General features: G+C 56.8%; 11 protein-coding genes. 9 read left to right on the top strand and 2 right to left on the bottom strand.

What is annotated here, in order from left to right:
• Positions 1-165: 165 nt before the first annotated feature.
• Positions 166-2235, top strand: coding sequence for an FG-GAP repeat domain-containing protein (locus tag PYR71_RS23960; RefSeq protein WP_275621110.1), 2070 nt, complete (start codon positions 166-168; stop codon positions 2233-2235).
• Entirely contained in the window at positions 2229-3038 is an 810-nt protein-coding gene (locus tag PYR71_RS23955; protein WP_275621109.1) for a shikimate dehydrogenase family protein, read from the top strand. The genes PYR71_RS23960 and PYR71_RS23955 overlap by 7 nt, the downstream gene beginning before the upstream one ends.
• Positions 3039-3188: 150 nt before the next feature.
• Here PYR71_RS23955 and PYR71_RS23950 read toward each other — a convergent pair whose 3' ends face one another.
• A complete protein-coding gene (locus PYR71_RS23950; protein ID WP_275621108.1) occupies positions 3189-4121 on the bottom strand; it encodes an SMP-30/gluconolactonase/LRE family protein in 933 nt (310 codons plus the stop codon).
• Positions 4122-4289: 168 nt separating this feature from the next.
• Complete coding sequence (locus tag PYR71_RS23945; RefSeq protein WP_275621107.1) at positions 4290-5297, bottom strand: Gfo/Idh/MocA family protein; 1008 nt, start codon at positions 5295-5297, stop codon at positions 4290-4292.
• A 180-nt stretch (positions 5298-5477) separates the two neighbouring features.
• Between PYR71_RS23945 and PYR71_RS23940 the strand changes: the two genes are divergently transcribed.
• From PYR71_RS23940 to PYR71_RS23910, 7 genes are all read left to right on the top strand, one after another.
• Entirely contained in the window at positions 5478-6308 is an 831-nt protein-coding gene (locus PYR71_RS23940; RefSeq protein ID WP_275621106.1) for an IclR family transcriptional regulator, read from the top strand.
• A 144-nt stretch (positions 6309-6452) separates the two neighbouring features.
• On the top strand, positions 6453-7505 hold the full coding sequence (locus PYR71_RS23935; protein WP_275621105.1) for an ABC transporter ATP-binding protein: 1053 nt from the start codon (positions 6453-6455) through the stop codon (positions 7503-7505).
• A gap of 52 nt (positions 7506-7557) precedes the next feature.
• Positions 7558-8499, top strand: a complete 942-nt coding sequence (locus PYR71_RS23930) for a carbohydrate ABC transporter permease (RefSeq protein ID WP_275621104.1) — start codon at positions 7558-7560, stop codon at positions 8497-8499.
• Positions 8500-8508: 9 nt separating this feature from the next.
• The gene (locus PYR71_RS23925; protein ID WP_275621103.1) at positions 8509-9354 is read left to right on the top strand and encodes a carbohydrate ABC transporter permease; all 846 of its coding nucleotides are present in this window, start codon (positions 8509-8511) and stop codon (positions 9352-9354) included.
• A gap of 47 nt (positions 9355-9401) precedes the next feature.
• Positions 9402-10700 (top strand): ABC transporter substrate-binding protein, encoded by a 1299-nt coding sequence (locus PYR71_RS23920; RefSeq protein WP_275621102.1) that lies wholly within the window; start codon positions 9402-9404, stop codon positions 10698-10700.
• Between the two features lie 246 nt (positions 10701-10946).
• The gene (locus tag PYR71_RS23915; protein WP_275621101.1) at positions 10947-12014 is read left to right on the top strand and encodes an aldo/keto reductase; all 1068 of its coding nucleotides are present in this window, start codon (positions 10947-10949) and stop codon (positions 12012-12014) included.
• 139 nt (positions 12015-12153) lie between these two features.
• The gene (locus PYR71_RS23910; protein ID WP_275621100.1) at positions 12154-12957 is read left to right on the top strand and encodes a sugar phosphate isomerase/epimerase family protein; all 804 of its coding nucleotides are present in this window, start codon (positions 12154-12156) and stop codon (positions 12955-12957) included.

Here is a 12957-nt window from a genome sequence, read left to right as displayed (position 1 = left end):
TGCGTCTAAAGTTACTTTGAAGCATGACCACGGCCGGTGGATCTGCAAAGATCACCGGGCTATGGCACTGCAGACCTCATCGCCCTCTCTAGAACAGCTTGTCGGCTGTCAGCCCGCCAGTAACGCAGGCTGAATAGGAGCACGCTCGCGTTTATCCTCTGCCCGGTGCCGAAGGCGCGCCCGACTCAATTTTCCACTAGATTTGAAAGCCGCTTTCGTTTTAGAAATCATTTCCAATTAATTCTGCGGAGAGAGTTTGCGATGAGCGTAACAAGATGGGAGGACGACGCCACTCTTTGGCACGGTCCAGACTATGGCTCGGAGGCTTTGAAATATCATCCGGACGTCAAGTCGGCGGCTGTCGCAGGTCGGATCATCACCTGTGTCGAGATCGTCGATTGGAGCGGCACAGGTACAAAGGACATGCTGATTTCTGCATGGGACGCCTGCTACGACGGTCGCGTCTTCTTGCGTCGCCAAATCGGCACCTATCCTGACGGCACACCTATCCTGGGTGAAGAAGAACTGCTCGAAGGCGTCCGCGGCTACGTGACCGCCGTCAAGGACGGAGATGTATTCCATCTTGTCTCCGCGTCGCGGCTGCGCAAGCAGATTTATGTGTTTCCCAACGTTGGAAGAAAAGGTGAGCCTGAATTCGGCGAACCCGTCCGCCTTGACCTCGATGCCGACTGGGTCAAGGGTAACGAATACTTTCACATGGCCCGGTTCCACGATATCGATGGTGACGGGGTGGCGGAACTCATCGTCGGTAGCGACTACTGGAACGACTATTGGCCGAACGGTCTGGAATGGAACGATGAAGGTTATCGCGGCTATGACGACGCCGGCCGTTGGCTCGGCGGTCCGCTGCGGGGCTTCCTATACGCATTCAAAAACAAAGGCACGCTCGCAGCACCCGTGCTGGAAAAGGGTCATGCCCTCATCGCCGGCGAAACGCCACTCGAGGTCTATGGGCAGCTGGCGCCTGCATTCGGCAAATTCGGGACTAAGCAGCAATACCTCATTGCAGGCGAGTTCTGGAATATCCTGCATATTGCCCGCCAGCGAGAAGACGGAACCTTCGAGCCGACCAGCCTGATCCGCGCTGTCGACGACAAGGTTCTGGAACTCGGACACTGTATCCATCTCCCCTGCGTCGTCGATTGGGATGGCGACGGTCGCGAGGACATCCTTTACGGTGCCGAGGATGGATACATCAGCTTTCTCAAGAACGTCGGCGATGGCGAAGACGGACTTCCACGTTTCGAGCAGCGCGGCCGCATCGAGACCACGAAGCCCTTGATACACGCGGGTATCCTGCCAAGCCCGGCGGCCTATGATTTCAGCGGTGACGGGCACTACGATCTTGTCGTCGGCAACAGCACAGGCGAATTGCTCTTCTACCAGAGCCGGGAACAAGACGGGATCATTTATCTCGACAAGGAAATCATGCTTAAGGGTGGCGACACGCCGATCCGGCTTGCGGCCGGATTGACTGGCTCTATCCAGGGGCCGTCGGAGAAAATGTTCGGCTATTCCTGCCCGACCCTTGCCGATTGGACCGGCAACGGCAGCATGGACATATTGGTCAGCGATGTTACTGGCCGTCATCGGCTATTCCGCAACACTGGCGAAAAAGTCCTGCCGCCACGGTTCGGCGAGGAGGAGTTCCTAACCTTCAAGGGCAAGCCCTTGAAGACAGTTTGGCGGGTTCGACCGGCGGTCGTTGATTGGCTCAAGGACAGCGACCTCCACTATGTCGCACTGGATGAGGACGGGGTCCTCAGCGATTGGAGAAAGGCGTCCGACACGGAACTGGTCGACAAACGTTTCCTCCGCTGGCAAGACGGCGAAGCCATGCGCTTCACGGTCGACGTTGGTGGTGGGCGCGGCCGTGTGAAGCTTTGCTTCTGCGATTGGGAAGGCGCTGGCCGTACCGACCTGATCTTCGGTACCCATGCCCGCGCCTGCGTGCCGCCGGATCCGAAGACCGGTGCGCCGCGCAACACGACCAAGCAGGCCGGCCTCTTCTATTCGCGCAACGTCGGGACACCGGAGGAGCCTCGTTTTGCATTGCCAGTTCCGATCAAGCATCGAGGCGTGACCATTCAGATGGCGATGCATGTCGCCTCCCCGGAAGTCGTCGATTGGGCTGGTCGCGGCGTGCTCGACATTATCGTCGGCATCGAGGACGGCAGCATTGTCTGGCTCAAGCGTGAGGAACTGTCGTGGTAAGCGGCGTCACCATTCGCGGCACGACCAGGCTGATTGGCATCATCGGCGACCCGATCATCCAGGCCAAATCGCCGGCGGCGGTCAATCCGCTCTTTGCGGCACGCGGAGCAGATATCGTATCTGTCCCGCTCCATGTACCCGCAAAGGACCTGACTACAATCTGGGCCGGTCTGAAGGCGATGCCGAACCTTGTTGGATTCGGCATTACCCTGCCCCACAAGCAGACTGCCATCGATCTGTGCGATAGCCTCGACCCGGTTGCCGCACGCGTCGGGGCTGTCAATCTCGTGCGCCGCGAGAAGGATGGCAGCTTCCGCGGCTACCAATTTGATGGCAAGGGCTTTGTGCGCGGTCTTCAGTCCAAGGGGATCACTATCGGAGGTCGTGATGCGTTCATCGTCGGAGCAGGAGGCGCTTCGGTCGCTATAGCGTTTGCACTCGTCGAGGCTGGCGCCAATAGTATCACGGTATCAAATCGGACCCTCGAGAAGGCTGAAGCGCTAGCGGAAGCGGTAAATGCCGACTTCGGAAGGAAGGTTGCCAAAGCAGGCGGGCCCAAGCCAGAAGCTGGTCAGCTCGTCATCAATGCGACTTCACTCGGCCTTCACGACACGGACGCGCTTCCGCTGGATCCGGACTTTCTGCAGCCGGGAATGACATTCGCCGAGGTCATTGCCCAGCCAGAGACCACGAGACTTCTCGCACTGGCCGCGGCAAAAGGTGTCGAAACCCATTCCGGCATGCACATGATCACCGGACAAGCCGATCTCACTGTCGACCACATCTGTGAGCTCTGGGCTTAGCTACGTTTCCCGCACCAGGCGCCATGCCTGACCGTCAGGCATGGCGTTCCCGCACGCTTCCTGCGTCGAACGCGCTCCTCCGAGGGAAACGATTCCCGGACTGAATTCCCATGACGCATCCACGATGCCTTTTCCGAGGGTTGACGAGGATTATCCATCTCCTTGATGTTGCAGTCTCAGACCTTTCTCGGGCCACCGAAGTCTGCCAACCTGACCTGTGAGCGAAAGGGTCACGACGGCATCTTGCAAGTCTTGGCCAACAAATCCGAGATTTGTGGGATAAATCTCTGGCATCCACACTTGGTCGAGCAACTCGCCTCGTGGCGACACCACCGTTATGCACCCGGTCACCAAGGTTGAAACGCAGATGTTACCGGAAGCTGCGACCTTCAGACTGTCTAGGCGCTGGAAGCCACCAAGTCCGATAATGAGCTCACCGCCGTTTGAGCTCGGAAAGGGCCGTTTATCGACCACCCCTGGCTCAGCGATAGCGTAGCTCCAAAGTCGGGCTGTCTCCATCTCGGCGACGTAAAGGGTCTTAAGGTCGGGTGACAGACCAATTCCGTTTGGTGCCAAAAGCGGAAACACTACCTTCGTTATCGAGCTGCCATCGGCTTTTCCGTAATAGACAGCCCCATGGTCCCGGTAGAACTCCCGGACCCTGCCGGTGTCGGTAAAATAAAATCCGCCGTGATTGTCGAAAACGATGTCGTTTGGGCCGCTCAGGGTTCGGCCATCGCATTGATCATACAAGGTCATGACTTCGCCGGTCGAGATATCGACCTTCTGGATCACACCGCCGCTGTACTCCGGAGCAAGGCCAACGGGACGGAGCCAACCGCCCTCCTCTGCCCAGGAAAAACCTCCATTGTTGCACACGTAGAGCGCCCCATCCGGCCCTAAAGCCATACCGTTAGGACCACCATTAGTGACCGCCACTACTTCCTGTTTTCCGCCATCCCTGATCCTAACAATCCTGCCGCGGCCAATCTCCACGACGGCTATGGAGCCGTCGGGAAGTTCGACCGGTCCTTCCGGGAAGTGAAGTCCAGTCGCGACAATCTCGATATCTGGTTTCGTCATAGGATCGGCCAAAGATGGAAGGAACCGTCGCCGTCGAAAAGTAACACAACGGTTTCGGGCGTGTTCGCAGCGTCTACACATCAGGCTGTTGCGCAACTGAAACGTCAGCTTGGCTTCAAAAGCGAGCGCCAATCAGTAGCGCGCCGCCAAATAACGGCCAGCGGACAACTAGATAGTGCTGTCGATGACCTCGGGCGCTCCCCCCTTGGCGGCCGAACGATAGCCTGCTTCAATGACGGCCAATGCTCGCTCCGCTTCGAGCAAGCCTGCAACAGGAGGGTGACCATTCTCGAGGTCCGCCCAACTGCGGCGGAGAAACACCGGGTAATACTCGTCCGTGTTATACTCGATGGTGGTCGCAGAAGCCTTCCCCTGTTCCCGCGATTTAGCATAGAACTGGTCGGCGTAACCGCGAATGTAGGATTGACGATGCGAGAGCGAAAAGGCGAAATCCCGCTGATCGTCGGCCGTGGAGGGATACAAATACCCTGTCTCGATCACGCCGATCTGTCCTGCGGCAGTTCGGCAGGTGAAGACAGCCTGTTCGTCGACGGTCACATCAGGCCGGTAGATCTGGACCTGGCCTGAGACCTCGGTGATGGGGGATTTTGTCAGATCTGAGATCAAGTCGATGAAATGAATACCGACATTCAGCATCGACCCACCTCCTGCGAGTGTCTTGTCAAGCATCCAGGCGCAGCCGTTTCGTTCATACCGATTCACCGAGCCTACGACAAACCGGAAGGAAAGATGCTGGAACCCATCTGGCATGAACCCCGCAGCCGGAGAGAGACGATCAGCCAGATCGCTTACGCGTTGAATGAAAGGCACGCTTACGAAGACGCCGTGTTTCTCGGACAGTTTGCGGATACGACGGACGTCCTCGAGACGAAGCCCGCATGGCTTCTCGATCAGAAACGGTTTGCCCTTGGCAATCAACCGCTCAGCCAGCTCGGCCATGTCGGAATGACGGCTGAATACAAGCGCGAAGTCGAAATCCTGCCCCATCAGTTCGTCGTTCGACCCATACAGCTTACAATCGAGCAATTCTGAGAAACGTGGCCCCGCGAATGCCGCGCTATCGGAGATGCCGATCACTTCGATTCCCGGATCCCTGAGAGCAGTGATGTAAAGCGGAAAATGCCAATGGCTGACGTCGAATATTGCGATCCTCATCACGACTCCATAATTGCTGGTTTATAAAGGCGAGCAGGCATGTTTAAACGCTTCGAAGGCCGCAGCGGTTTGAACCGACGATGCGTGTGATTGTCTAACTGCCGCTCAAGCCGCTCCTTGTGAAACGCCTACTGTAGTGCTATTGGAATATCGTTCCGATAAATCGAATATCGTGGTATCATGCGACTTGTCAAATCCCTTCTAGACCGTTGTTTCGACGTCATCACGCTGTTGAGCGAGAACGCCACTGGACTGTCCCTAGGCGAGATCAGTCGGCGGCTGGACGTCCCGAAGAGCGCAGCGCATCGCCTGCTCAACAGTCTGTGTGACTTAGGGTGGGCCGAACAGGATCCCGAAAACGGGTTCTACCGACTTTCACTGCGTCTAGCCGTGATGGGCCAGCGGCTGCTGGCCGGGACGCGGATCCCCGACATATGCCAACCGATTCTGGACCGTTTAGCAAGCAATACCAAGGGGCTGGGCAGGATTGCGATCCTTGATCCCGATGGTTTGACGTGGATATCCCATTCGCAAGGCATGCGTTCCGGCCTGATTTACCAGCCAGAACTGGTCGCGAAGGTGCCATTGCACACGACCGCTAACGGCAAAGCATGGCTGGCGACACTGGATCGAGAGGAAGCGTTAGCCAGGGCCGTGGCAAGTGGGCTGGGCCGAACGGACCTGGGAGGTCCGCGGGTTATTACCTCAAAACAGACGTTTTCCGCGGCTTTGGACGAGACCGAAGAACGGGGATGGGCCACTGCGATCGAGGAAGCTGAACCCGGCGTCGCCGCGGTCGCCGCGGTCATTCGCGTTGGAGGTCAGGTTGTTGGAACGGTGAGCATCGCAGGACCAATACACCGCTTTTCGCCGCTCGTACTTCCTCAATTAGCGGAACAGGTGAAGGCCACTGCCGACGAACTTTCCGAACTTTGGCCTTATCGGATCGCCTCGCCTACGTCGCAAGCGAATGCTTCAAATAGGTCGCAAGTGGTTGGAAATATTATCTAAAAACCTTCGTAGCTGACAGCGTACGTGTCGCATCGCTGACGTCTGTTGACATCTGCTTTCCTTAATGGAATAACGTTCCGATAGCGATCGGGGAGATCGCGCTAGGGGCAGGTGGCCGTTTCGGTGGCCAGTAGGAGGAAACAGTTGGCTAATGTTGAGCTGAAGTCCGTTCACAAAGCTTACGGCGCCGTACGCGTGCTTCATGGCGTATCTGTCGATATCCACGAAGGGGAATTTGTAACCCTCGTCGGACCGTCGGGTTGCGGAAAATCAACTCTGTTGCGGATGATCGCGGGCCTCGAAAATATCTCCGGCGGCGAGATCCAGATCGGCGGACGCACCGTTAACGACATACCGCCGAAGGCCAGAGACATCGCCATGGTCTTCCAGAATTATGCCCTTTATCCGCATATGACCGTTGCCGAAAACATGGGTTTCTCATTGAAGCTCAAAAAGGCTCCGCGCGAGGAACGAGAGACCCGCGTTCAACGCGCAGCTGAAATCCTCAGTCTCACGAAACTTCTTGATCGCTACCCTCGCGAACTGTCGGGCGGGCAGCGTCAACGCGTGGCGATGGGTCGGGCGATCGTTCGCGATCCGCAAGTATTCCTGTTCGATGAGCCGCTCTCGAATCTGGACGCGAAACTGCGGGTGCAAATGCGCGCTGAGATCAAGGAGCTGCATCAGCGGCTCAAAACTACGACCGTTTATGTGACCCACGATCAGGTCGAAGCGATGACTATGGCCGATAAGATCGTCGTCATGCACGATGGTTATGTCGAGCAAGTCGGTGCGCCGCTTGAGCTGTATGACTATCCCGCAAATGTCTTTGTCGCCGGCTTCATCGGATCGCCATCGATGAATTTTCTCAACGGCCGAGTGGAGGCAGGCCGGTTCGTCCTCGAGGACGGGCACAAGCTGCCTCTGCCTGCTGGCGTGGCCGATACGTCGGAGAAAGTGATCTACGGCGTACGTCCTGAGCATCTCACTCTCAATGACGATGGACTGCCTCTCACCGTCACAGTCGTCGAACCGACCGGTTCCGAGACCCAGATCATCGCTCGGCATGGCGCTCAAACCATCGTCTGCATATTCCGAGATCGAGTTCTTCCGAAAGTTGGCGAGACCATCATCGTGGCTCCGGATCTTTCGCGCGTCCACCTCTTCAGCGAAAGCACCGGCAGGCGCCTGTCCTGAGAACTTACGCTACCCACTCTGCCTGAGACGGCCACAGGGGAACAGTAATCGAATGTCGATACCACCTCTACAAGTCAGCACCAATCAAAGCGCGACGCACCTGGCGAGCGACGTCGTGGACGCCACTGACAATGCAAACCGCTTTAGTTGGGCCCCCTTTCTGTGGTTCACGCCTGCTATCGTGATCCTGTTTCTTGTGACCCTCTATCCGACGATCTTTGTGTTCTGGTTGAGCTTTCAGAAAACGAAATACTACGATCTCGTTGGCTTTGCTGGTCTCGCCAATTACGTCGAAGTTCTAAGCTCATCAGAGTTCTGGGACACGACCGTGATTTCCCTGACCTACGTCGGGGGATCTCTGGCCGGTGCCATAATCCTTGGAATGGCCTCAGCACTGGTCTTGAACCGGGCGGGCGTCACAGGTTCTGCGCTGCGGGTGTTCATCCTTTTCCCCTGGACGCTATCCATGTCAGTCGTCGGCAGCATCTGGCTCTGGCTCCTCAACCCTTCGTTCGGGCCCATACCCTACGTGATCCAGAAGCTGGGTATCGACCCCGGCCTGATGTTGGGGGATCCAGGAATGGCCTTGCCTCTCATCATCGTCGTCACAGCCTGGTGGTCGTTCCCCTATGTCATGGTGATGGCGACAGCGGCCATGCAGTCCATACCGAAAGAACTCTACGAAGCGGTAGAGATCGATGGAGGCGGCGCGTTCGTGAAGTTCCGTTACGTCACGCTCACCGAAATACTTCCCACGTTGGGCAGCACGGCGCTGACGCTTTCCATCATGTACCTGACCTTGATGACGCTGATCATTGTCATGACGGGCGGAGGACCGCTGGGATCAACCACCACCCTCAGTTTTGAGGCCTTCCGTGGAACCGTTCAGGCGGTCAACATTGGGCCGACTGCCGTCGTCTCGATCGTCGTCCTCATTATCAATGTCGCCCTTGGTGCTCTTTACACCCGGCTGACTGGCCGCGTTACCGGATAGGATTCTGATATGAGTAGCGCTCTCTCGAACCGCACAAGCGGACAGATGCCCGCGATCCTGGGATCCTTGGTCATCGGGATTATCGTTCTCGGGCCAGTTCTTTGGGCCTTTGCGACATCTTTTAAGACAGAAGTAGAAGCGGTGGTTGTGCCCCCTACCCTATGGCCCAATTCACCCACTCTGGAGAACTACACCAAGGTCTTCAAGGACCCGGCTTTCTTGACCGACCTTTGGAACTCTGTAGCCTACTCCGTCGGTGCCGTAATCATAGCTCTCCTCGTGGGGATCCCTGGAGGTTATGCCGCTGCGCGCTTTTCTTTCAAAGGTAAACGAACCTTGATGCTGGTGATACTTGGGACCTCGATGGTGCCAGGGGTCGCGTTGCTGGTTCCAACTTATTATCTGCTGGAAACGGTTGGTTTGCTCAACAGCGGCATCGTGGTGACGATCATCCTTTGCGCGCGGATTATCCCTCAGACAGTCTGGTTTATCGCAAATTTCGTCGAAGCCGTTCCGATTGAGATCGAGGATTCCGCCATGATCGATGGTGCCTCCCGGTTTCAAATTATCTGGGCTCTGATCTTGCCGCTCATCCGTCCGGGTATAGCGGCCGTGGCGACAATCGGCATTGTGACAACCTGGAATGACTATATCACGGTGGCCGTTTTTGCGCCCGAGGTCGCAAAACGAACCCTGCAGGTCGCCCTTGTCAACCAGGTTTTCGACGCCGTCGGCATTTCGTGGTCCTACATGATGGCCTTTGTGATGGTCGCATCATCACCGGTCATCCTCATGTTCGGCTTCGTTCAAAAGTGGTTCATCTCCGGTCTGACGGCCGGCGCCGTCAAAGGCTGATGACCCACCAACTTTACAGCAACTCGTTCAACCTGGGAGGAAGACGCATGCAAACCATATCGAAACGGAAATTCATCAAATCATCCGCGGCGCTGGCCATTGGCACTGCCATCTTCGCTTTCGCTTCTCCACAGGCCTTTGCCGAGAGCACGAAGATCATCTACCAGACGTTCCTGGATCCGAACAATGCAAAGGATCCCCGGTCTGCCGCCCAAACGAAGATGATTGATGCTTTTCAGGCGAAGAACCCGGACATCAAGATCGAGTTGCTTGTCGATCCGACCGGGGGAGCAGCAGCCCGCGCCATCAAGTCCGGAAGCCAGACACCGGACGTGATCCGCGTGGTCGGCTTTGCCGTTTCCGAATTCGCTGCAACCGGAAATCTTCTCCAGCTCGACGATCTGGTGAAGAAGGACGGAATTCCGGATGACGACTGGCTCCTGCCTCTGTCGAACACGAAGGTCGACGGAAAGCTTTATGCTCTCCCGCAAGACTTCCGTATTCCAATCCTCTTCTACCGCAAAAGCATGTTGGAGAAGGCAGGCGTCAAGCCCCCGACGACCTGGGGTGAAGTCTGCGCCCTAGGCGACAAATTCGCTCAGTCCGATACCATAACCTTTGCCGTACCGCTTGGAGGGACAGGCGGTCTTGGCGGTGCCCAGAGCCTCGGAGAATTCTTCCTGAGTACGATGCTGCCTGGAAACGGCGGTCAGTACTTTACCCCTGATGGTAAGATTGCCTTTTCGAAGGAGTCGTTCATCAAGGCGGCGCAAACGATCAAAGACTTCTATACGAAGTGCAAGGTGACTCCGCTTCGCAGCGCCCAGATGGGGTTCAACGAGTTGCACGACGCGCTTCGCTCTGGCAGTGCAGCAACGGCGGTGTTTGGCGTTTATCGCTACAAGACGGTCAAGCAGCAAGGTGGCGGCGACGATCTGGCGTGGGCTCCGGCTCCCGGTTATACGGCAAACGACAAACAGACGGTCTACAGCTACAATATTGCGATCAACAAGAAGACTGCCAATCCCGATGCCGCTTGGACCTTCGTGAAATTCATGGTGTCGCCGGAGGCGCAGGCGTTCGCAGCCGAGGGCGGCGAAGTGGTATCGCGCAAATCGGCATACACTTCGCCATATTTCCAAAGCGACGCCGGCAAGGACCAGAAGCAGTGGGCTGACCTGGTCGCGCAGCGCGGGCAAACTGTGACCTACACCCCTATTCTCTCGACCTATCACACCATCTTGGGCGAAGCTTTCCAGAGAATGATCCTGAAAGACGGATCGCCGGCAGACGCCTACGACGAGCTGATCGAGCGGTATGGAGCGGCACTCGCGAAGGCGCAGTAAGCCAAGCCTCCTCGTAACAAGGCTGGATGGCGGGGAGAGTCACCGCCATCCAGTTCCTTTCCGAGACGACCATCGACAGACGTCATCGGAATAGCGTCGACTAAAAATTATTGGTTTGGGCGGCCTTAATTCCTCGCTCAACGACGGCTGAAAGGCCGACGGGTGGTGCTGTGCCATGCGATCTCAGATCGTGCGCGCGAACCATGGGCCAATGCGCCACATTCAAACTGATGAAGGGCATCCGCCATGAGATATCGCAATCTTGGAAGAACCGGAGTTCAGGTCAGCGAGTACATGCTGGGCACGATGAGCTACGGATCGGATGGGAATACTGACGAGAAAGAGTGCATAGACATCCTGCACAGTGCACTCGATCGCGGCATCAACTTTATCGACACTGCTGACACTTACTCCCATGGTGAATCCGAGGAGATCGTCGGCAAAGCGATTACAGGCCGTCGAGACAAAGTGGTGCTTGCGACCAAGTTTCGTTTGGCAGCCGGTGAAGGGCGCAACGAACAAGGCGCGTCGCGCTACTGGATTATGAAACAGGTCGAGAACAGTTTGCGAAGACTGAATACCGATCACATCGATCTTTACCAAATGCATCGGCCCGACCTTCAGACCGATCTTGATGAAACACTCGGTGCCCTCGACGATCTCGTGGCCCAGGGCAAGGTTCGGTATATCGGCTGTTCGACATTGCCGAGCTGGTACCTGGCAGAAACACAATCCGTAAGCCGATTGAACAAGACGGCGCGATTCATCAATGAAAGCTCGCCCTACTCGATTTTTCAACGAGCTGTGGAGAGGGAGACCCTTCCCGCCGTTCAACATTACCGTATGGGTTTTACCGCGTGGAGCCCGCTGAATGGCGGCTGGTTAACTGGCAAGTACAAGACCGATGGCTCACCGCCGCCAGGATCCAGGGCCGAGCGCGTCAAAGGGCAGTGGGGACAACACTATCCCATCTTGCAAACCCGCTTCGACATGCAGCGCGAGGGCAATAGGCGCAAACTGGAACTGCTTCCAGAACTTGAGCGCGTTGCGACGGAGGCAGGTTTGTCCCTCATGCACATGGCTCAAGCATTCCCACTCGCGCATGCCGCTGTGACGTCTGTGATCCTCGGACCTCGCACGCTCGAGCAGTTCAAGAGCATGGAAGCGGGATTTGAGACAGTTCTCAAGTCCGCGACGCTTGACCGGATCGACGAGCTTGTTCCGCCGGGATCGCTCATCGAAGAGGCCGACCGCGGCTACGTTTCGCCGTGGCTCGCGCCAGAAGTTCGCCGTTATGCGGGGAAGGCTGCCTGAGTAAACGGCAAATACGACGGGGCTTGGGTGTCGGTTAAAAAATTCGTCCGCTTGCCAATTGACCGACGCAATCCCGACACCGCGTCTGCGACCAAGCCACGGTCGAAGAACTGTTGATTTTTAAAGACTAAGAGGGCCGATGACCGACATTGTTTTCAACCACGCCACTGTGCGCGAGAGAGCAGATATGTTGACCTTTCTTCGACTGAGCGCGGAACGAGGACTGCAGACCGTTTCCGTATGGGGAGACGAAATTGCCAAGGTCGGGGAAAATGACGCCCTCTCTGTTTTGCATGATCTCGGAATGACGGTCTCTGGATACAATCGTGTTGGGCCGTTGTCAGCGGGTTCCCTTGACCAGGCCGAAGCAGAGCTCGAGCGGGCCGCCAGATTTGAGGCTGATCATGTCTTCCTATTTACCGGAGGCTTGCGAGACAATGAAAAGGATCTGGGTTCAGCAAGGCGACGAATCGAGGATTCAATTGGCAAAGTCCTCGACAGCGCACGAAAAATTGGAGTGAAGCTGGCCATTGAGCCACTTCATCCTATGGTCACCGGCGACCGCAGCGTCATCTCCAGTTTGTCTCATGCAAACTCTCTGTGCGAAGCACTGGGCCCGGGCATCGGAGTGGTCGTCGATGTCTATCATTGCTGGTGGGACGAGCGCCTGCCAGCCGAGATCCAACGAGCGGGCGACGCAGGCTGGCTTCTTGGTTTTCACGTCAATGACTGGCTGATTCCAACGCGGCATCTCCTGACCGATCGAGGCATGATGGGAGATGGGATCATAGATCTGCGCGGCATCTACTCGATGGTCCGAAGTGCCGGATACAAGGGAGCAGTTGAGGTCGAAATCTTCTCCACCGACTGGTGGTCTCGCGACCCGGCTGAGGTGATGGATATCGCGATCGATCGCTGCCGTAGCCTGTTCAGCGAGGAGTGA

It is taken from the genome of Rhizobium mulingense, from assembly GCF_029194105.1.
In the GTDB taxonomy this organism is placed as follows: Bacteria; Pseudomonadota; Alphaproteobacteria; order Rhizobiales; family Rhizobiaceae; genus Rhizobium; species Rhizobium mulingense.
This window is presented reverse-complemented; position numbering and strand designations above follow the sequence as displayed.

Bases quoted from the DNA above. Each gene is read 5' to 3' on its own strand.
- PYR71_RS23950 (WP_275621108.1), bottom strand. From the start codon at position 4,121: ATGACGAAACCAGATATCGAGATTGTCGCGACTGGACTTCACTTCCCG.
- PYR71_RS23945 (WP_275621107.1), bottom strand. From the start codon at position 5,297: ATGAGGATCGCAATATTCGACGTCAGCCATTGGCATTTTCCGCTTTAC.
- PYR71_RS23940 (WP_275621106.1), top strand. From the start codon at position 5,478: ATGCGACTTGTCAAATCCCTTCTAGACCGTTGTTTCGACGTCATCACG.
- PYR71_RS23930 (WP_275621104.1), top strand. From the start codon at position 7,558: ATGTCGATACCACCTCTACAAGTCAGCACCAATCAAAGCGCGACGCAC.
- PYR71_RS23925 (WP_275621103.1), top strand. From the start codon at position 8,509: ATGAGTAGCGCTCTCTCGAACCGCACAAGCGGACAGATGCCCGCGATC.
- PYR71_RS23920 (WP_275621102.1), top strand. From the start codon at position 9,402: ATGCAAACCATATCGAAACGGAAATTCATCAAATCATCCGCGGCGCTG.
- PYR71_RS23915 (WP_275621101.1), top strand. From the start codon at position 10,947: ATGAGATATCGCAATCTTGGAAGAACCGGAGTTCAGGTCAGCGAGTAC.
- PYR71_RS23910 (WP_275621100.1), top strand. From the start codon at position 12,154: ATGACCGACATTGTTTTCAACCACGCCACTGTGCGCGAGAGAGCAGAT.